A 19,578-nucleotide genomic window follows, 5' to 3' on the forward strand; every position below is an offset into this window, starting at 1 on the left:
GCGCCGACGCACCGCCCGCGACGGCGCGTCACGGCGGCACCGAACTCACCGCAACCCACTGATCTCCCGCCCGTCCTCCAGGGTCCCCGTCAACTGGGCCTGTGCCCCCTGCTTCGCCGCGGTCACCAGGGTCTGCCCCTGCGCGGACGCCGAGACCCCGCCGGTCGCCCGGATCGAGGCGGTGTCGCGGCTGCCCGCGGCCAACAGGTACCACCGCCCGTCCCCGGACTTCCACAACACCCCGGCCAGCACGTGCGGATCGCGCGGACCGCAGGCCGTCACGTCGGCGCCCTTGGCCGCGACCGCCCCGTACCGGCTGCCCGGCGTCCGGAACTGGGCCAGCGACACGGTCCCGTCGCCCTGCCAGGTCTCGGCGCGCGTGCACACCCACGACCCGGTGCCGCCGGCGTCCGGCAGCTCCTGCTCGGCGAACGCCCACGCGTTGACGCTGCGCACCCCGGCCGACCGCTCCGCGGCCAGCGAGCAGGCGAACGGTGCCCAGTCGCGCAGCGCCGCCCCCGAGGCCTCGCCGGTCTCGCCGGGCCGTCCGGCGGTGAGCCGGGCCGGCACCAGTTCGCCCAGGTCGGTCGCGAGGTGCACACCCTGCGCGTCGGTCAGCTGGAGCACGTTCCAGGACGTGCAGGACCCCTGCTGCACCGCGGGGCTGGCCAGCGGCCCGGTGACCCCGCCGGTCAGCCCGAGGTCCAGCGCCCCGGTCTCCGGCTTCGTCAGGTCCCGCTCGGCCGCCCCGGTGACCCAGGGGGCGGTCAGATAGCGCACGTTGCCGTCGGAGCGGCCCAGGACCAGCGCGCTCGCCTCCACGCCGGTCGCGCCGTCGGCGCGGGCGAAGTCCAGGGCCGCGCCCTGGGTGCCGTCCTTCGGTTCGGCGTAGCGGACGACGCGCAGCCCGTCGTAGAAGATGGCCACCCGGGCGCTGTCGACCACCCCCGCGTACAGCAGCTGGGGCGGTCCGGCCGGGCCGCCGGTCTGGGTGCCGGGGGTCGCCGAGACGCGGACGGTGCCGCCGGGGCGGGCCCAGACGGCGAGGGCGCGGCGCAGCAGCGCGGTGTCGCCGGTGAGGGTGCCGCGGGCCGGCCAGACGGAGAAGTCGGTGCGTGCGGCGGTCTTCCAGGCGGTGGCCGGGATCTTCGTGAGCTGGGCCGGGTCCAGGGCGGCCTGGGCGGCCGGGTTCTGCGCGTACACCGGGGCGGCCGCGCCGTCGGCGCCCCAGCCGCCGCCCGGCAGCGCGACCAGCGCTCCGCACACGGCGAGGGCGGCGGCGGCGGCGAGTGCGGCCCTGGTGTGCCGGCGGCGGCGCACCAGGTCGGTGGGCCGGGCCTGCAGGGAACAGGGGTCGAACTCGGGGGAGTCGAGCAGCGGGTACTCGGCCGGGACGCCGTTCGCCTCCGCGAGCGCGCCCTCGGGGTGCTCGACGCCGGCCGCCCGCAGGAGCCCCCGGACGTCGCCGTCGGGGAGCTGTTCGAGGCCGCGCAGCGCGTAGGCGGCGCGGGCCGGGCCGGAGAGGCCGGCGAGCCGCTGGTCCAGGGCGAGTTCGTCGGCGCCGCCGGAGCGCGGGAAGAGCCGCAGGCCCCACACCTGGGGGAGCAGCGGCGGCAGCTGGGCGCGCCTGGGCCACGCGGTGAGCCGGAGCGGCCGGTCCGCCTCCAGCGCCGTACGCACCACTTCGAGGCGGACGAGGGAGTACCCGGGGTCGGTCTGCCGCCCGTCCGACTGGGCCGGGACCACCGGGACCTGCTTCCGGCCCCGGGGGAGCGCCCGCTGGACCAGGGAGTGCGCGGTCAGGACGCGGCGGCCGCGGGCGAGCCCCGGGGGCAGCACCAGGTAGGCGAGCCGGACCAGCCGTGGGTAGTGCTCGACGAGCGCGGCCTCGGCCTGCTCGACATCGACGGCCGGGTGCGGGGCTCCGGCGGAGGCGGCTGCGTGACGCTGGGCTACATCCTGTGACTGCACGTCCTGGTGAACGAGCGAACCGTTGGTTGGTCACCGCCACCCGGGTGACACTGCGGTGTCCGCACGATGTGAGCCGATGTGAGTGCTTCGCGGCCCGCAGCCGTATCGAAGGGGACGGGCTCCCGGAAGGCACCCGGGGCCGGCGATGCGACCGGAGGAACAGATGAGGTTGACCCGACCGATGCTCGCCGTGGCCGGCGCCGTGGCCGTACTGGCGCTGGCGGGCTGTGGATCCGGAGACGGCAAGGCGGAGGCGAAGATCCCGGTCACCGCGACCGGCAGCCTGGAGAGCCTGGCCGCCAAGGTGAAGTGCACCCCGGACATGCAGATCGACTCCGACGAGGTCCGCCAGGCGATCTGCAAGGTCCCCGCCGGCAAGTTCGTCTTCGCCACCTTCGCCACCGACCGCGGCCAGCGCGAGTGGATCAACGACGCGAAGGACTACGGCGGTTTCTACCTCGTCGGCCGCAAGTGGGTCGCCGTCGGCACCGACAAGGTGGTGAAGGCGCTGCAGACCACGCTGGGCGGCGAGGAGGAGATCGGCGTCGACCACAGCAAGCACACCAGCTGAGGTTCGCGGGCCGTACGGCACATACGAGAGCGGGCGGTGGGAGAATCCCACCGCCCGCTCCGTGCTACCGGCCCCGGTGCCGCCGGCTAGCTACTGCTCACTGGCACTTCTTGCCGGTGTTGATGCAGTTGGCGATCGTGGCCGCCAGGTTGTTCTTGGTGACGCTGATGAAGTCGTCGTGGTCGGTGGCCGCCTTGTGCAGCTGCTCGGGGAAACCGTCCACGGCGTAGGCGTTCTTGACCTGGCCGTTCACGATGCTCGGCTGGGCCAGGTTGTACACCAGGCGCATGGTCAGCTGCGGGATCGCCTTGAAGCCGTTCGGGCAGACACCGCTCGCGGGGTCCGCGAAGGCCACGTGCGTACGGTGATTGGCGCTGTCGATGTTCACGCCGTCCCAGCAGCTCTGGAAGGCGAACGTCCGCACCACCTGGCTGCCCTGCGGGCAGATCGGGTACTGCTGGGTCAGCTGGACCTTGTTCTCGAAGCCGGTGCAGCTCCAGTGCGCGTTGGCGTTGGCCAGACCGTTGGTCGTGGTCTTGGCGTCACCGGTGATGATGCGCAGGAACTGGGGCATCGCGACGACCTTGCTGGCCGGGCTGCCGACGTACTTGATCTGCGCCTTGACCGGCGTGATGATCTTGCCGACGTTGCCTTCCTTGCCACCGCCGAGCGCGTTCGCGTCGAACTCCTGCTGGCCGTTCTGCTCACGCACGACCGGCCAGTAGTACGCCGAGAGGTCACTCTGGTTCTGGCAGCTGGAGGGGGCGGCCAGCAGCGAGTCGTTCGTGGAGAACGCGTTGACCTTCTGGTTGCCGACGTAGTCGTGCTCGTGGTGCGCGCCGTTGGTCACGCCGGGCGCCACGATGACGTTGTCGGTGTTGTGGTTCTTGTTCTGGTTCGTACCGCAGCGGGTGGTGAACGTACCGGTCGAGGCCTGGGCGCCGTTCTGCGGCTTGCCCTGGACGTTCGCCGCGACCTTGGTGATGTCCACGAAGTCGGCCGCGGACGGGCCGTTGCCGGCCTGGCCGCCGGCGCCCACGTCGACCGGGGTGCTGGCGCTGGCGCTCGGAGCTGCGCTGGCCTGGCCGCCGTTGTTCTGACCGCCGTTGTTGTTGTTCTGACCACCGTTGTTGTTCTGGCCGCCGTTGTTGTTGCCCTGGCCGGCGGTGGTCTGGTTGGCGGCCTGCGTGGTGCAGGCGGCGAGCTGCGACAGCGCGCTGTTGAACTGGCCGCCGACCCGCGTGATGTCGATCCTGATCCGGTCGATCGTGGCCGCCCGCTTCTCCTTCAGGGGGCCGACGATCGCGTTCTGGACGAAGTTGGCGTCGTTCGCCTGTGCCTGACGGGTGGAGGCGAGCCGGGAGTAGGCCTCGGTGATCTGCTTGTCGAGGTTCGCCAGTTCCGTCGCCACCCCCTGCTTGGCCTTGTCGGGCACACTCGTCAGCTTCTGGCCGACGTCGGGGCAGGAGATGGTCGCCACCGTCGCGGCGGCGGCCTTCGTGTAGTTCTGCGCCGAGTTGTTCGACTCGTGAGCCGAAGCGTTCATCTGCGCATAGAGCAGCCCGCCCCCGCCGAGTGCGACAGCCGCCGATGCGGCTATGACCTTGACGGTCAGCGGCGAACGGCGTTTGCGTATGTTGCGTCCCATGGAACTCCTCAGACCTTCCTTGCGGGGCGGCATCGAGGCGCCCGACAGGAGTGAAGCGGCGTCCTTTCATACGCGCCCCGTCTCAGGCGTGTTCAGCCGCCTCACAAATTCATCAGAGATTTGTTACGCACTTGGGGCACAACTGCCGTTTGAGCAGGGCGGTTTCTGGAAAATCAGCGGTCGCGGTCAAGATACGCGAGCACCGCGAGGACGCGCCGATTGTCGTCGTCCGACACCTCTAGTCCCAGTTTGGTGAAGATGTTGGAGGTGTGCTTCGCGATGGCCCGTTCCGTGACGACGAGCTGAGCGGCGATCGCCGCGTTCGACCTGCCCTGCGCCATCAGCTCCAGAACCTCGAGTTCCCGCGGTGTCAAGCCCCCCAGCGGCCGGTCGTCGGCGCGCCGGGACAGCAGCTGCTGGATCACCTGCGGGTCCATGGCCGTACCGCCCGCCGCGACCCGCCGTACGGCGTCCACGAACTGCTCCGCGTCGAACACCCGGTCCTTCAGCAGATACCCCACCCCGCCGGTGCCGTCCGCCAGCAACTCGCGCGCGTACAACTGCTCCACGTGCTGGGAGAGCACCAGCACCGGCAGCCCCGGCCGCTCCCGCCGGGCGCGGAGCGCGCACTGCAGCCCCTCGTCGGTGTGGGTGGGCGGCAGCCGTACGTCGACCACGGCCACGTCCGGCGCCGACTCGGCCAGCGCGCGGTCGAGTTCGGGGCCGGACTCGACGGCCGCCGCGATCTCGAAGCCGTAGGCCTCCAGCAGCCGGACCAGCCCGTCGCGGAGCAGGAACAGGTCCTCGGCTAGGACAACGCGCACGGGATCTCCATCGTGACCATGGTGGGACCGCCCGCGGGGCTGCTGACGGCCAGGACGCCGTCGAATGTACCCAGCCGCCGCTCCACCCCGGCGAGCCCCGACCCGGCCCCGACCACCGCGCCGCCCCGGCCGTGGTCGGTGACCGAGACCCGCAGCATCCCGCCGCCTTCCTGCACGTGATGCAGGTCGACCCAGATCCGGTCGGCACCGGAGTGCTTGACCGCGTTGGTCAGCACCTCGCTCACCGCGAAGTACGCGGCCGACTCCACCGGCGCGTCCGGCCGCCCCGGCAGTTCCACCGTCACCTCGGTCGGCACCGGCAGCCGCAGCGCCAGCGCCCGTACGGCGTCCCCGAGCCCGCGTTCGGCCAGCACCGGCGGATGGATGCCCCGGACCAGGTCCCGCAGCTCGCCGAGCGCCTCCACGGACGCCTGCCGGGTCTGCGCGAGCAGCTGCTTCGCCTTCGCCGGGTCCTTGTCCAGCAGCATCTCGATCGTCCCGAGGTCCATGCCCATGGCGACCAGCCGGGCCTGCGCCCCGTCGTGCAGGTCGCGCTCGATCCTGCGCAGCTCGGCGGCCGACGTGTCCACCGCGTCCTTCCGGGTCTCGGTCAGCACCCGCACCCGCTCGACGAGTTCGCCCTGCCCTGGGTCGAGGACGGCACGGGTGAGACGGAAGTGGGCGGTCAGCAGCCGCGGGCACAGGTACCAGGCGCCGACCAGCAGCACGGCGGCGGTGGCCGCGGCGCCGAACGCGGTGGCCTGGTCGGTGACGGGCACGAAGCCGTACCAGTAGGTGCCGTCGAGGGTGAGCACCCGCCACAGCCCGGCGGCCACCGCGAACCCCTCGAACGGATAGAGCAGCAGCACCGCCGGCAGCAGCGCGGTCGCGAATCCGGCCGTCATGTCCGTGAACAGCCACAGCACGTCCCGCCCGACCTGCGGGTCGCGCAGCATCCCGAACGTCCTGGCCCATGGGTTGGCGTCCGCCGGGAGCGGCCGGTACGCCGACCGGATCCGCACCCCGCACCACTCGTACGCGAGCCGCCGCCGCACGTCCGCCACGTCCCGCACCCCGCCCAGGATCCACGGCGTGGTGACGATCCCGACCCCGATCGGGATCAGCGCGACCGAAACCGCGGTCAGCGCGAAGCAGAGCACCGACACCGGCAGAATCACGAGCGCCAGCACCAGCCCCCGCACGGCGGCGAGCAACACCTCCCGCGCCCTGGCACGGAAGCCCCCGCTGTTCGTGTTCGTCGTCATGCCGTCAGTCTGTCCGACCGGCCGACCGGGGGTCACTGGCCCGAAACCCCGTGTCAGGGGGTGGTGCTGGATACACCCCGCGACCAACCCCCACCGGCCCGCGGCCTGATCACGACCCGGTCCGCGGCACGCCGAGCACCCCCGCTTCGACATCGGGGTCGAGCCCGATACCCGCCCGCACCGGTGCCTCGCCGCCCCTCTCCGGGAGTCACCCCCACGTGTCGGCCACCGTCACCCCCACCGGCCGGCCAGCACCAGAAGCCTCATGCCGTCGATCGTGCCCCGGGGGACGCCGGACGCAAGGGGGGTTCAGCCGAGGGCGGAGCGGCCCTCGGCGGCCCGTACGCCGTCCGTCAGCGGCCGGTGGGCGGGGTGTACTTGTATCCCACCCGGCGGACCGTCTGGATCGCCCGGCGGTGCTCCGCGCCGAGCTTGCGGCGCAGCCGGGCGACGTGGACGTCGACCGTGCGGCCGTCGCCGACGTGGCCGTAGCCCCAGACCGTGGTGACCAGCTGGTCGCGGGTGTGCACCCGGCCCGGATGCGCCACCAGATGGGCGAGCAGTTCGAACTCCAGGTAGGTCAGGTCGAGTTCACGCCCGTCGACCTGGGCGGTGCGCTCCACCGTGTCGACGGTGACGAGCGGCCGCGGGCCGGTCGCGGCCGGGGCGGGGCCCGCGGCCGGCTCCTGCGGGTCCGGCACGGCGACCGGCAGGAAGGGCGGCTGCTGGTCCGCCGGGACCAGCACCAGGTAGCCGATCATCGGCGGCTGGCCCGGCAGGGTGGGCAGGGCGTGCTGCGGGGCGGGCAGCCAGGTGGCGCCCGGTGGCAGCAGCTCCGTCATGTCCACGATCTCGTCCCGGTCGACGGCACGCAGCCGGTGCCGGGCGGGCGAGGAGGTGCCGAGGGCGGAGGCGGGGGAGAGAGAACGAGTGGTCGCCATGAGACGTCAGCTCTTTCGCGCGAGGAGTCAGTCGGTCGAGGGCGACGGCCGCGATTCGTGGTCGGGCGCGCCGCGGGGACGTACTGCTTTCCGCGCTGGCCGAAGGCCGGGGTGTACGGCTTTAGAGGGCCCGCGCGTTCGTCGCGCGGCAACACACCCGGTCGAAGTCGTGGTGCTGACGGGAAGGCCAGAACGGCTCGAGGTCCTGGCGACCCGTCGCGCTGCACTTCTGGAAGCTGGCCATGTGCCCATTGAAGCAGACACAGCCGGGAAACAGGACCCTCCTCTCACTGCTTGGACGCCTCTTTGACGCGGCGCCATGCCGAAGGGGCGCCCACCGTCATGGTGGGCGTCCCTTCGGGAGAGTCGTCCGCGGATCAGACCTGGCCGGCCTTGTCCAGGGCGGTGCAGCAGGTGTCGACGATCAGCCGCGTCACGACGTACGGGTCGACGTTGGCGTTCGGGCGGCGGTCCTCGATGTAGCCCTTGCCGTCCTTCTCGACCTGCCACGGGATACGCACCGAGGCACCGCGGTTGGAGACGCCGTAGGAGTACTCGTTCCACGGGGCGGTCTCGTGCAGGCCCGTCAGGCGGTCGTCGATGCCCGCGCCGTAGTTCTTGACGTGGTCGAGCGGCTTGGAGCCCTCGCCGAGCGACTCGCAGGCGGTGATGATCGCGTCGTAGCCCTCGCGCATCGCCTTGGTGGAGAAGTTGGTGTGCGCGCCGGCGCCGTTCCAGTCGCCCTTGACCGGCTTGGGGTCGAGGGTGGCGGAGACGCCGAAGTCCTCGGCGGTGCGGTAGAGCAGCCAACGGGCCACCCACAGGTGGTCGGAGACCTCCAGCGGGGAGACCGGGCCGACCTGGAACTCCCACTGGCCCGGCATGACCTCGGCGTTGATGCCGGAGATCGCGAGACCCGCCTTCAGGCAGTTGTCCAGGTGGGCCTCGACGATCTCGCGGCCGAAGATCTCGTCGGCGCCGACGCCGCAGTAGTAGCCGCCCTGGGGGGCCGGGAAGCCGCCCTCGGGGAAGCCCAGCGGGCGGGAGCCGTCGAAGAAGGTGTACTCCTGCTCGATGCCGAAGATCGGCTCCTGTGCGGCGAACTTCTCGGCGACCTCGACCAGCGCGGCGCGGGTGTTGGAGGAGTGCGGAGTGAAGTCGATGTCCAGGACCTCGCACAGGACGAGGACGTCGTCGCCGCCGCGGATCGGGTCCGGGCAGGTGAAGACCGGCTTCAGCACACGGTCCGAGGAGTGCCCCTCGGCCTGGTTCGTGGAGGACCCGTCGAAGCCCCAGATCGGCAGCGCGTCGAGACCGGCCGGGGCGCCCGCGATGATCTTCGTCTTCGAACGCAGCTTGGCCGTCGGCTCGGTGCCGTCGATCCAGATGTACTCAGCCTTGAAGGTCACGGGCCACATCCTTCGGGGTGGTCGGGCGCACTTGCGGGTGCAGCGGCGCTACGGCACTGGGGCGCCTCGGTGTTGCCCGGCAGCCTGTCAACAGGCGATTTCCCGATCATTGCTCGAATGTGAACCCGGTGTTACCTGGTGGTTCTGTGGTGCGACTCACGTTTTGGCTGCCCCCCTGCCCGCGGGCAGGGGATTCCTGGCTCAGGCTGCCTCGGGGAGCGGCGCTCCCGGGGGTCTTACGCCCTCGGTACCAGCCGGGTTCAGACCTGCCCGGACGAGCATCACGCGGGCGGAGTTCTTGTCTCTGGGGGAGATGGCTCCGCATGCGATGCAGGTGTAGGTGCGTTCGGACAGCGGTAGTGCGTGCTTGGTTCTCGCTCCGCACCGGGCGCAGTCCATGGTGGTGTGCGCGGGACACACGAGGCGGATGTCCCGCCCGTGCTTGCGCCCCATCTCGATCAGGGCGTTCTTCGTGGCGCCGATCGCGGCGTCCGCTGCCTTACGTGCCATCGAGGACCTGGCGAGGAACTTCGGCTTGAAGTCCTCGACGGCGATGGCGTCGTGGTCGGTCACGGCCTTCTTGGCCCACTTCCGGCCGGTGTCCTGCCGCTGCCGGGCGATCTTCGCGTAGGTCTTCGCCCGCCACTTCTTCGCCTCGCGGTAGCCCTTGGAGGCGGCCTGTCCCTTCTTCGGTCTGCGGCGGGCCATCATCCGGTCGTACCGGGTCAACCTGGATTGCGCCTTTTTCCCGTGCTCGGTGTGTGGCAGATCATGTGTGTCCGAGGTGGTGGTTGCGGTTTCCTTCACACCCCAGTCGACACCCAGCACGGCACCGGTTTCCGGTAGCGGCCGTACCTCGGCGGGAACCACGAAAGAGCAGTACCAGTGGCCAACGTTGTCCTGGTACACGCGTACCGAGGAGGGCTGGGCGGGCAGGTCCCGCGACCACACCACCGTCAGTACGATCCCGCCCGCCAGGTGCAGGCGGCCGTCCGCCAGCCGGAACCCGCGCCGCGTGTAGTTCAGCGTCGATCCGGCTCTGTGCTTCTTCTTCCATTTCGGCATCCCGGCCCGCTGCCGCTGAGGCAGGCGTTCCCGGATGTCCTTCTGTGCCTTGGCGCGGGACTTGCCGAAGTCCCGGATCAGCTGCTGCTGAGGAACCGAACTACCTTGGCGCAGCCACGGCGTGTGCCTTCGCGCTTCTGTCAGCATCTTGTCGAGCTGCGCCGGACCGCAGGTCCGCACCTCGTCCGTGGCCTTGTTGTGCAGGTGGGTTGCCTTGGACTTGGCGACGCATTCGTTCCAGATCCACCGGCAACGGTCCCATTCCGCCAGCAGTGCCGTACGGGCGGTCGACGACACGCGAAGCCGGTACGTGTACCGGGCGTGCCCGGCCGCGTCGGCTTCCCTTGATGTCGTCATGATGCCACTGTGGCGTCATGATTCGGTTCTCGCTCCGGATCCCGGCAGACCTACCCGAACGGGTGACCGCCCAGGGCACGGTGCCCATTTCGGGCGCCGTGCGAAGCTGCTTCGGGGCGGTCGCCGGCTTTCCCTCCGTGAAAGCCGGCGACCGTGCCTCAGCGTGTTCTTCGGGTCAGCCGGACTTCTCGATCACGGCGCGGCGGATCAGGAACTTGCCGGGTTCCCGGACCTGTTCGAATGCCGCGTCGTTGAGCAGCACGCAGCTGCCGGAGACCGAGGTGACCTTCACCGTCGTGGACTTGTTGTTGTCCAGGTTGGTGACCTTCAGCATGGTTCCCGCCGGGAACTGGTTGCTGGAGGCGGCCGGTGCGCCGGCCTCGCCGGAGAGCGTGACGGTCGAGCCCTTGCAGACCTGCTGCCCGGAGGCGGCGGCGCCCCCGTTGCTGCCCGTGTTACCGGTGTTGCCGGTGGCGGCGCTCTGCGACGGCGCCGCCGTGGCGGTCTGGCCGGTCTGCCCGGTCTGGCCCGTCTGCGTCCCGTTCGCCGCCTGGGAGCCCTGAGCCGACTCCCCAACGACGCAACCGGACGCCTTCTGCTGGACCTTGATCTGCTCGATGACCGCCTGGCGGTTGGCGATCCGGGCCGCCGACTGGGCGTCCGGGTTCGCCTGCTGCCCGGCGATGAACTTCTGGTTGTTGCCGAGGGCCGTGGCCAGTCCCGAGCAGACGGTCGAGTCCGCGGCCGACGACAGTGTCTTCGCGCTCTGCGAGGACTGCGCGGCGTTCGAGGTGGACGCCAGGACGAAGGCCCCGCCGCCGGCCACGGCCGCGGCGCCGACCAGCAGGGCGATCGTCTTCTTGGCGCCGAGAGTTCTCCTACGCGACATGCGCGCCTCCTGAAAGGGGGGGAACGTACGCCGATAGGTACGAGATACCGAACGTCGTTACTCAGCGGTCACCGGAGGGGCTGAAGTGACCTGCGTCACAATTGAGTTGAGGGCTGTTCAGCTCTTGCCTCTGGCCAACGCTTCCTGTACGGCCTCGTCCGTCCGGGCGACGACCGCCGTGCCGTCGTCGGCGGTGATGATGGGCCGCTGGATGAGCTTGGGGTGCTCGGCGAGGGCGGTGATCCACCGGTCGCGCGCGCCCGCGTCCCGTGCCCACTCCTTCAGTCCCAGCTCCTTGGCGACCGCCTCCTGGGTGCGAGTGATGTCCCACGGTTCGAGCCCGAGCCGTTCCAGCACGGCTCTGATCTCGTCCTCGCTCGGTACGTCCTCCAGGTAGCGGCGGACGGTGTAGTCGGCCCCCTCGGCGTCGAGCAGGCCGATCGCGCTGCGGCACTTCGAGCAGGCGGGGTTGATCCAGATCTCCATGCGGGAACGGTACGCGAGCCGTCTTCCGAGGGTGCCTGTTCGATTTTCTGGGGGTGTCGTGAGGGCTTCTCGCGTACCTTGCGTCCCACCCGAAAAACCCTTCTCCACCTGGCTGTTCGGTGCCTCCGCGGGCTGTCTCGTTGTCAGTGCCGGCCGGTACACTGGGAGCAGTGTTCGAGAGGGTCGCCGGGATGTCCGGAGGCGCTCCGACCGCGACAGGAGGATGCCTGTGCCCGCTGCCGCACTGAAGCCGAAGCCGAAGTCCCTGCCGACCCAGTCCACCGCGAAGCGTGCGGTGCTGCTCGACTCGCCGTACGCGCCGGCGGAGAAGCGTCCGCTGCCGGCGGGGCGGCCACGCGAGTGGTACGTCACCCACAACCGCCGCCTGAAGGCCATGCGCCTCGCCATCGCCCTGCTCGACTCCGGCGTCTACCTGCCGGGGCAGGCGCGCAACGAGACGATACGGAGCACGGCGGAGAGCATCGGGATCCACCCGCCGTCGGACACGACGTGCCACATGGTGCGGGCGCTGATGCGATATTCGCGGTGAGCCGGTGGTGCCGGGTGCCGTGTGTTCTTGCGCGGCGCCCGGCGCTTGACCGACTGGGGGCTGCCGCCCCCCAGGCCCCCGTATCGGGGGTGCGGCCCCTGTGGTCCGGCTGCGGGCCGGCGGGGGCTGGTCGCGCAGTTCCCCGCGTCCCTTACGGGGCGCTGCAGTCGCGTCAGCCACACAGCTGCGGGCAGTCGTGCCGCTGGCGATGGGGGAGGGTGGGCGCAGCGGCACCCTGCCAGCGCCGGTAAGCGTCCCCACCCCTCCCGGGCCCCCACCCCTCCGCCCCGCTCACCCGCTGAGCTCCCGTTCCAGGGGTGTGCGGAACCGTGGGGTCACCTTCGCGGTTGCCACCCAGCCGCGCAGCCGTTCCGCCTCCGCCGCGACCGCCTGCTCCGCCTCTCGCCGGATGCCCGGATCGGGGATCCGCCAGACGATCTCACCGTCCCGGCGCTGCGCCCAGCCGCCCACCACCAGCCCGTTCCACCACACCGTCGGCCCCACGTTGCCGCTTCTGTCGAAGAGGAGCGGCCGCAGCTCCGGCGGCAGGTACCAGTCCCGCCGCTGCCATGCCATGGCCGTCGGGTCGAGAGCGGGGAGCAGGGCCGCCCAGGGACGGGACGACCCGGTGACCGCCGGCAGATCGCCGGCCGTCACGTACCCCGTGTCGTCCTCGTCCAGGGTCACCGGCTCGGCTCCGATCGCGGCCAGCGCCCGGCGTACCTCGGTCACCCGCCACCCCGTCCACCACTTGAGGTCCGCTTCCGTGGCCGGGCCGCAGGCGTGCAGCCAGCGGTCCAGCAGGACCGCCTGGGCCTGTGCCGGGTCCAGCTCGGGATGGTCCGGCGCCGGTGCCCAGCGGAACTGGCTCGATGTCCAGGAGCCCAGCGGGCGGCCCCGCACCACCTTGCCCTCCACGCCCAGGACCCTCAGCAGACGCGTCGAGACGGTGTGGATGCCCTCGTAGCTCTTGCCCGCGGCGTACGCGAACTGCTCACGCAGGCGTGGTTCGGCGGCGGCCAGCTCCGTCGCCGTCGCCTGGCCGAGCCGGGCCAGCTCGGCCAGCGTCGAGGACTCGACCTCCGCGAGCCAGGCCGCGTCCGGGGCACCGGCCCGCGCCATGTCCTTCAGCAGGGCGGCGCGTTCGCGGGCGGCCACCGTCAGGCCCGTCGAGGCGTGGACGACCGCCGTGAGTTCCGCGGGAAAGACGAACACCGTGTGCCGCATGCCGTGCATCCGCACCAGGGTGCGGTCCTCGTACAGGGCCCGCTCCGTCTCCGGCACCGTCTTCGCCGCCTCGGCCAGCCGCGCCCCCACCGCCAGGTGCACCGTCGCCGGATCCGAGCCGTGCAGCGCCACCAGCGCCTCGGCGACCTCCTCCGGCGTCGTCGCCCGCGCAGGGCCCGTCAGCCGGTGGCGCAACGCCAGCCGGGCACGCCGCTCCGCCACCCCGATGTGCCGCCGCCCGCCGCTCATGCCGACCTCCCCATGGACTCCTGAGCGCATCCTGCCCGACGCTACTGACAATCACCTGTTCGGCGGACCCGGCACGCGCGCGCCCCCGCTCCTCCCTTTCACTGCGATCAGCAGGTCAAGGAGGGAGCAGTCGACCGAGGGGAGCGCCGTATGACCACACCCGCCGACCGCGCCGCCAGCGGCAAGGCGGCACGCAAACGGGCCCCCCGCTCGGCGCACGCCTTCTGGCTGCCCGCCGTCGACCGCCCCGACCCCGTCGCCGTACTGGAGCGGCAGGCCGCGACCGGCTGCCCGAGCTGCTGCCCATCCGGTACGGGCGGATGGCCGCCTCGCCGTTCGCCTTCCTGCGCGGCGCGGCCGCCGATGGGGGCACCTCCCGCTCGAGCGAAGCCGAGAGTGGGGGAGGCCGCCGACCTCGCCGCCCGGCCGCACACCGGGCTCACCGTGCAGCTCTGCGGCGACGCGCACCTGCTGAACTTCGGGTTGTACGCGTCCCCGGAACGGAGCCAGGTCTTCGACCTCAACGACTTCGACGAGACGTTCCCCGGCCCTTCGAATGGGACGTCAAACGGCTCGCCGCCTCCGTCGCCGTCGCCGCCCGCGAGAACGGGCACAGCGACGCGCAGGCCCGCGCCTCGGCCCGGGCGGCCGTGGCCGCGTACCGGACCGCCATGCGGTGGCCGGCGATGCTCGGGGAGCTCGCCGTCTGGTACGAGCGGGTCGACGGCGACAGCCTGACGGCCCTGGCCCGCGCCCACGCCCGGTCCGGCGACCGCATCGCCATCGCCGCCCACCTGGGCGGCACCGGCACCTTCGACCACGCGTTCACGGACTTCGCCCTCGCCTACGCCGACCGGACCGCAACCGATCACGCAGGCTTCGGCGCGGCCGTCGTCGCGGGCATCCTGACGGCGGCGCCGGGGGTCTGAGCCCGGCCCCTCCCGGTCAGCCGTGGTGCTTCAGCAGCAGTGCGACGAACTCCCGCCGGTCGTCCGGGTGGTCACGGAACCAGAGGCCCAGCCGGTGCTCCGCGTCCGGGAGTTCGAAGCGGGTGTACCGGGACCGGGTGCGCAGGGCGTTCTGGAGGGCCGCCGTGACCTGCGGCGGGATCACCGCGTCGGTGCCCGGCACGGCGAGTACGGCCCGGCCCGCGTAGCAGCGCAGCACCTCCAGGGCGGGTGAGGTGCGCCAGGCGTCCGGGGTGCGGATGAGCTCGGTGAAGCGGCCGGTGCCGTCGCCGAAGGGGACGTCCCAGGCCTGCGGGGTGTAGACCGCGGGGGAGCAGAGGCCGATCGCCGAGGCCCGGTCGCCGTAGTGCCGTACGAGATCCGCGACCGTCTGGCCGCTCATGCTGAAGCCCACCAGGATCAGCGGGCTCTCCGGCCTCACCTGGGCGTCGATCACCGCCGTCGCCTGCTCGAAGCGGCGGCGCAGGCTCAACTCCCCTAGCACGCCCGTACTTTCGCCGTGCCCCGAGAAGTCGAAGGCCAGCGCGGGGCAGCCGTGGGCGGCGAACTCGGCGAGCAGCGGGCGCAGTCGCCGTTCGCTGCCGTTGCCCGCGCCGTGCAGGAGGACGGCGACCGGTCTGCCCGTGCCGTCCGGGCCGTGCGCGGCCGGAGCACGGACCCCGCGGAGCCGTTCGCCGTCGTACTCGTGGGTGAAGCAGGTGAGTTGGTCCATGCCGCACATTCACCCACGGGTGCGTCCGCGGGTGCACGCACGAAAACGGGATGCACGCCCGGTGACCGGCTCTTTACTCTGGAGACGCGTTGCGGAGTGGTCCACCACCGCTTTCCGGAGGTCCGGCCGAGCCTCGGGGACTCGGGACTACACTGCCGCGCACCGACGGACGGCCGCCCGTCCCCCGCGTGCCGTCGGATCCGTCGACCGCTCACCCAACCACGCCTCGGAGGCCCGTCATGGGCACCATCGTCCTATCCGGAACCGTCGTCCTGGTCATCCTCGGATTCGGCAACCACAACTGGTGGCTCGCCGCCGTCGCCCTGCTCTTCCTGTACGTGCAGTACGGGCGCGGCTCGTCGTCGGCCTCCTCGTCGGGCGGTTCGTCCGGCGGGGGAGGGGGCATGGCCGGCGACTACAAGACGTACCGCGACCGCCGCGACCAGCAGGCCAAGTGGGAGCGCCGCTACCGCCGCGAGCGCCCCCTGGAGTTCCGGCGCCAGCAGAAGGAGAAGGGGAAGTAGGCCGCGGGTGCTCTCGTCCGGTCAGAGGCCGGGGGCGCCCCAGACCGGGAACCAGCGGCTGAGGTCCTGCTCGATCCGCAGGTCGCCCGCGAGCGCCGCCTTCACCTGCAACTCCAGCGCGCTGTCCCGCCGCTGGGCGGAGCCGGGCAGGGGCGCGAAGGGGTAGAAAGTACCCCGCTTGTAGAGGTAGACGAGCGCGAGCCTGCGCCCGCGCCCGTCCTCGAAGGCGGCCAGGGAGCAGAGGAGCTGCGGGCCGAAGCCGTTGACCTCCATCGAGCTGTTCACCGCGTGCAGGTCGTTGACCAGCTGCGGAAGCTGGTCCGGGGGCCGCTGCGAGACCAGCCAGGAGTACCCGTAGTCGTCCTGGTGCAGCTCCACCGGAACCCCGCCGCGGTCCGAGTCCGCGTCGAGGAGCGCCTGGACCTCCCGGTGGGTCTGCTCGAAGGCCGCGCCCTCCACGGTGGCGAAGCACACCGCGCCCGCGCCGGTGGGCCTGAACCCGGCCGCCGCCTCCAGCGTCACCGCCGCCGACGGCAGCGCGAACAACTGGTCGAGATCGGGCGCGACCGGCTTCGTACGGCCCAGCAGGATGTCCAGGAACCCCATGCTCACCCGGCCTTTCCGGGCGTCGCCGCCTCACCCAGCTCCGCGGAGATCCGCCCCAGCTGCTCAAGCCGCTGCTCCAGGGGCGGGTGGGTGGAGAAGAAGCGCTCGATGCCGGGCTCCTTGCCGGTCGCCGGGGTGAAGTAGAACGCGTTGAAGGCCTGGGCCGTGCGCAGGTCCTTGGTCGGGATCCGGGCGATGTCACCGGAGACCTTGGTGAGCGCGGACGCCAGCGCGGAGGGCCGTCCGGTGAGGTGCGCGGCGGCCCGGTCGGCGGCCAGCTCCCGGTACCGGGACAGCGCCCTGATCAGCAGGAAGCTGATCGCGTAGACGGCCGCGGAGACCCCGATGACCACGGCGAACACGGCGGCGGTGTTCTGGTCCCGCCGGCCCCCGCCGAGGAGCTGCGAGTAGAACGCGAACCGCACGATGAGTCCCGCGATCACGCCCAGGAAGGAGGCGACCGTGATCACGGCGACGTCCTTGTGCGCCACGTGCGACAGCTCGTGCGCGAGCACACCCTCCAGCTCGGCGGGCTGCAGCCGCCGCAGCAGTCCCGTCGTCACGCACACCACGGCGTGATCGGGGTTGCGCCCGGTCGCGAACGCGTTCGGCATGTCCATCTCGGACACGGCGACGACCGGCTTCGGCATGTCCGCGATCGCGCACAGCCGGTCCACCACGGCATGCAGCTCCGGATACTCCTCCCGCTCCACGACCCGCCCGCGCATGGCGAACATCGCGATCCGGTCGGAGAACCAGAACTGCGCCACGAACATCGCACCCACCAGCACGACGACCAGCAGCCACGACTTCAGCAACACGATCAACGCGGCAACGAAGCCGACGTACAACAACCCGAGCAGGAACAGCGTGACCGTCATCCGCACGGTCAGCCGCCGGTCGCTCCGGAAGCGGCTCTGCATCTTGCATCACCCCGCAGTCAGGCACTCGTCCCGCTGTCCAGTGTGCACCTGCGGGGGGCCAAGGGGAGGTTCCGAACGGCCCTAGTAGCGGCAAAGGCTCAGCCCGGCACTCCGGCCTCGCGCTGATGCCTGGCCAGCACCCACTCGGGGAGCAGATGCCGTCCCCGGTCCAGCAGCGCCGCCGCCTCCTCGGACCCGAGCGGCACGTCCGGCGTCGGGTGCCACTGCCGGACGGACCGCTCGGCCCAGCCCCGCAGTTTCACGTCCGGATCGTCGAGCAACGCGACCGCGGCCCGCAGCCGCACGAGGCCGCCCCGCGCGTCCAGCAACCGGAACGCGGCGACCCGCGCATGCCGCGCCCGGCCGGGCCCCAGCCGGTCCATGAGCCATCCGGCGTCCAGCGACCCGGCGGACGGCAGCAGGTTCACGGTCGCCTCCCGGACGACGCTCGGAGCCGGGTCGTCGAGCAGTTCCCGAAACCGTGGAACGTCCGTGACGTCGAAGGTCCGCAAACCTGCCACCGCACCCGCCCGTACGCCGGGGGAGGGGTGCGCCAGCAGGCGCGCCAGCAACCCGGCGTCCGCTCGCTCTCCGCACTCGGCGAGCCCCATGACCGCGCCGGGCGGCAACGCCGGGTCGACGGTGCCGGCGACCCGGTGCCGGTACCAGGGCAGCGGATCGGTGCCGTACCGCCGCAGCACGTACCGCGCGCAGGCGCGTACGACGCCGGACCGGTCGGCGAGAAAGTCCGCCGCCCGCTCCGGCCGCCCGGCCCGCCGCAGCGCGGTCACACCGATCGCACGGACGCGTGGCCCGCGCGCGGCCAGCAGCGGCCCGAGCACGTCGTCGGCGGCTGTGCCCTCCGGCACGAGGGCCACCGCGGCCTCCGCGCAGAGGGTCTGGACGGCGGGGTCGGAGTCCCGGGCGGCGGCCCGTGCCAGCTCGGCGGCGGACAGCTTCCCTTCCGCCACGGCCAGGCGGTGGGCGAAGCGTCGGACGATACGGTCGCCGTCGGCGCGCAGCCGCCCGAGCTGCTCGTGAGACGCTCCCCGCAGGACGTCGCCGAGCACCTCGACGCCGAAGGCGCCGCGCCCGCGCCGGCCGACGAGCAGGATCAGAGGCGTGAGTGAGACGGCGGCGTCCACCTCGAGGGTCTCGCGCAGCAGATGCCGGGCCCGCTCCCGCACCGGTGCGACCCAGTCCGCACAGCGGATGACGACCAGCGGCAGCAGCGAGGGAAACCGCACCGCCGTCTCCAGCGCCGCCTCCCTGATCCGGCCGTCCCGATGACAGAGTGCCAACGCGGCCCGCGACTCGGTGAGCGCGTTGCGGTGCTCGCCGTCGAACTCGGCTCGGCTCGGCAGCGCGTCACGCAGCGGCCAGGACCGCGCACCGGCGTCCAGGGCGAGCCACCCACCCGGATCGCTGCCCTCGATCACGTCGCAGGGCGCGGCCCCCTCGGCGATCCGCAGCGCCACCGCTTCGCCGTCCTCGAATTCCCCGCGCATGCCCGTACCCCGTTCTGCCTGCCGTCCGGGCGATGGTAGGCGGACAAGTGGGCGCCGGTCGCGCCGATTACCCGAGGCCGGCGACAGGCCGACGGGCCGGATCCCTAGTACGGCGCCCGCGTCTGTATGTACCCCAGCAGCAGGATCACCGCCGCCACGCACCCCAGCACCACCGCCGTCGACACCCAAGACGACCGTCGCGGTCCGGCCGGACCGGGATCCGGCCGGAACGGTACCGGGTCCGGTGGGTTCTCGCGCCATCGGGCGGCCAGCATGCGCGCCCGTGCGGACGGTTCCTTGTGCTCGGCCTGGTCGGCCCAGCGCAGGTCGAACTCCCGGTCCTCGTCTTCCTGTTGGGACACCCTGATTCCCCCCGTATCGAACATGCGTACCGACGCACGATACGACGGCGCCCCCGCCCTGAGAAACAGGAACGGGGGCGCCGGCCGCCGGGGAGGCGTCGATCACACGTCGAAGTACAGCTCGAACTCGTGCGGGTGCGGACGCAGCTGCAGCGGGGCGATCTCGTTGGTGCGCTTGAAGTCGATCCACGTCTCGATCAGGTCGGGCGTGAAGACGTCACCGGCGAGCAGGAACTCGTGGTCGCGCTCCAGGGAGTCGAGGACGGCCGGGAGGGAGGTCGGGACCTGGGCGACGTTGGCGTGCTCCTCGGGAGCCAGCTCGTAGAGGTCCTTGTCGATCGGCTCGGCCGGCTCGATCTTGTTCTTGATGCCGTCCAGACCCGCGAGGAGCAGGGCCGAGAAGGCCAGGTACGGGTTGCCGGAGGAGTCGGGCGCACGGAACTCGACGCGCTTGGCCTTCGGGTTCGAACCCGTGATCGGGATACGCATCGCGGCGGAGCGGTTGCGCTGCGAGTACACCACG

Annotated in this window: 18 protein-coding genes and 2 pseudogenes; 4 read left to right on the plus strand and 16 right to left on the minus strand. The window is 71.8% G+C overall.

Going from position 1 to position 19,578, the window contains the following annotated elements; genetic code table 11:
* Window positions 1–45: 45 nt before the first annotated feature.
* Window positions 46–1,971, minus strand: a complete 1,926-nt coding sequence (locus JF597_RS08395; RefSeq protein WP_293991189.1) for a hypothetical protein — start codon at window positions 1,969–1,971, stop codon at window positions 46–48.
* Window positions 1,972–2,134: 163 nt separating this feature from the next.
* Here JF597_RS08395 and JF597_RS08400 point away from each other — a divergent pair, with 163 nt between their 5' ends.
* Window positions 2,135–2,542: a hypothetical protein gene (locus JF597_RS08400; protein WP_293991191.1), complete on the plus strand. Its 408-nt coding sequence runs from the start codon at window positions 2,135–2,137 to the stop codon at window positions 2,540–2,542.
* A gap of 97 nt (window positions 2,543–2,639) precedes the next feature.
* On the opposite strand, the gene JF597_RS08405 is transcribed toward JF597_RS08400, so the two are convergent.
* The 8 genes from JF597_RS08405 to JF597_RS08440 form a co-directional block, all read right to left on the minus strand.
* Entirely contained in the window at window positions 2,640–4,190 is a 1,551-nt protein-coding gene (locus JF597_RS08405; protein WP_293991193.1) for a DUF1996 domain-containing protein, read from the minus strand.
* Between the two features lie 173 nt (window positions 4,191–4,363).
* Entirely contained in the window at window positions 4,364–5,014 is a 651-nt protein-coding gene (locus JF597_RS08410) for a response regulator transcription factor (RefSeq protein WP_293991195.1), read from the minus strand.
* Entirely contained in the window at window positions 4,999–6,279 is a 1,281-nt protein-coding gene (locus JF597_RS08415; RefSeq protein WP_293991198.1) for a histidine kinase, read from the minus strand. The genes JF597_RS08410 and JF597_RS08415 overlap by 16 nt, the downstream gene beginning before the upstream one ends.
* A gap of 353 nt (window positions 6,280–6,632) precedes the next feature.
* Window positions 6,633–7,220 carry a winged helix-turn-helix domain-containing protein gene (locus JF597_RS08420; protein WP_293991200.1) on the minus strand — a complete coding sequence of 196 codons (588 nt, stop codon included), beginning with the start codon at window positions 7,218–7,220 and terminating at the stop codon, window positions 6,633–6,635.
* Between the two features lie 377 nt (window positions 7,221–7,597).
* Window positions 7,598–8,629 carry a glutamine synthetase gene (gene glnII / locus JF597_RS08425; RefSeq protein WP_293991202.1) on the minus strand — a complete coding sequence of 344 codons (1,032 nt, stop codon included), beginning with the start codon at window positions 8,627–8,629 and terminating at the stop codon, window positions 7,598–7,600.
* A gap of 201 nt (window positions 8,630–8,830) precedes the next feature.
* Window positions 8,831–10,051, minus strand: a complete 1,221-nt coding sequence (locus tag JF597_RS08430; protein ID WP_293991205.1) for a transposase — start codon at window positions 10,049–10,051, stop codon at window positions 8,831–8,833.
* Window positions 10,052–10,226: 175 nt separating this feature from the next.
* A complete protein-coding gene (locus JF597_RS08435) occupies window positions 10,227–10,940 on the minus strand; it encodes a hypothetical protein (RefSeq protein WP_293991207.1) in 714 nt (237 codons plus the stop codon).
* A gap of 117 nt (window positions 10,941–11,057) precedes the next feature.
* Window positions 11,058–11,426, minus strand: coding sequence for an arsenate reductase family protein (locus JF597_RS08440; protein ID WP_293991209.1), 369 nt, complete (start codon window positions 11,424–11,426; stop codon window positions 11,058–11,060).
* Window positions 11,427–11,655: 229 nt separating this feature from the next.
* Here JF597_RS08440 and JF597_RS08445 point away from each other — a divergent pair, with 229 nt between their 5' ends.
* On the plus strand, window positions 11,656–11,976 hold the full coding sequence (locus tag JF597_RS08445; protein ID WP_293991212.1) for a hypothetical protein: 321 nt from the start codon (window positions 11,656–11,658) through the stop codon (window positions 11,974–11,976).
* A gap of 291 nt (window positions 11,977–12,267) precedes the next feature.
* Here the strand turns inward: JF597_RS08445 and JF597_RS08450 are convergent, their stop codons facing one another.
* Window positions 12,268–13,452: a winged helix DNA-binding domain-containing protein gene (locus JF597_RS08450; protein WP_293991214.1), complete on the minus strand. Its 1,185-nt coding sequence runs from the start codon at window positions 13,450–13,452 to the stop codon at window positions 12,268–12,270.
* Window positions 13,453–13,602: 150 nt separating this feature from the next.
* Here JF597_RS08450 and JF597_RS08455 point away from each other — a divergent pair.
* Window positions 13,603–14,381: pseudogene (locus JF597_RS08455) on the plus strand (DUF2252 family protein).
* A gap of 16 nt (window positions 14,382–14,397) precedes the next feature.
* On the opposite strand, the gene JF597_RS08460 reads toward JF597_RS08455, so the two are convergent.
* The gene (locus JF597_RS08460; RefSeq protein ID WP_293991216.1) at window positions 14,398–15,132 is read right to left on the minus strand and encodes an alpha/beta hydrolase; all 735 of its coding nucleotides are present in this window, start codon (window positions 15,130–15,132) and stop codon (window positions 14,398–14,400) included.
* A 239-nt stretch (window positions 15,133–15,371) separates the two neighbouring features.
* On the opposite strand from JF597_RS08460, the gene JF597_RS08465 reads away from it, so the two are divergent.
* On the plus strand, window positions 15,372–15,656 hold the full coding sequence (locus tag JF597_RS08465; RefSeq protein WP_293991219.1) for a hypothetical protein: 285 nt from the start codon (window positions 15,372–15,374) through the stop codon (window positions 15,654–15,656).
* 21 nt (window positions 15,657–15,677) lie between these two features.
* On the opposite strand, the gene JF597_RS08470 is transcribed toward JF597_RS08465, so the two are convergent.
* From JF597_RS08470 to JF597_RS08490, 5 genes and pseudogenes are all read right to left on the minus strand, one after another.
* The gene (locus JF597_RS08470; RefSeq protein WP_293991245.1) at window positions 15,678–16,262 is read right to left on the minus strand and encodes a hypothetical protein; all 585 of its coding nucleotides are present in this window, start codon (window positions 16,260–16,262) and stop codon (window positions 15,678–15,680) included.
* 2 nt (window positions 16,263–16,264) lie between these two features.
* Entirely contained in the window at window positions 16,265–17,185 is a 921-nt protein-coding gene (gene htpX, locus JF597_RS08475; RefSeq protein ID WP_293991221.1) for a zinc metalloprotease HtpX, read from the minus strand.
* Between the two features lie 98 nt (window positions 17,186–17,283).
* Window positions 17,284–18,693 carry a HEAT repeat domain-containing protein gene (locus JF597_RS08480; RefSeq protein WP_293991224.1) on the minus strand — a complete coding sequence of 470 codons (1,410 nt, stop codon included), beginning with the start codon at window positions 18,691–18,693 and terminating at the stop codon, window positions 17,284–17,286.
* A 104-nt stretch (window positions 18,694–18,797) separates the two neighbouring features.
* Window positions 18,798–19,055, minus strand: coding sequence for a hypothetical protein (locus JF597_RS08485; protein WP_293991226.1), 258 nt, complete (start codon window positions 19,053–19,055; stop codon window positions 18,798–18,800).
* Window positions 19,056–19,157: 102 nt separating this feature from the next.
* Window positions 19,158–19,578 (minus strand): annotated as a pseudogene (locus JF597_RS08490) (type I glutamate--ammonia ligase); the annotation flags it as partial.

This window comes from Streptomyces sp. (genome assembly GCF_019510245.1).
Lineage (GTDB): Bacteria > Actinomycetota > Actinomycetes > Streptomycetales > Streptomycetaceae > Streptomyces.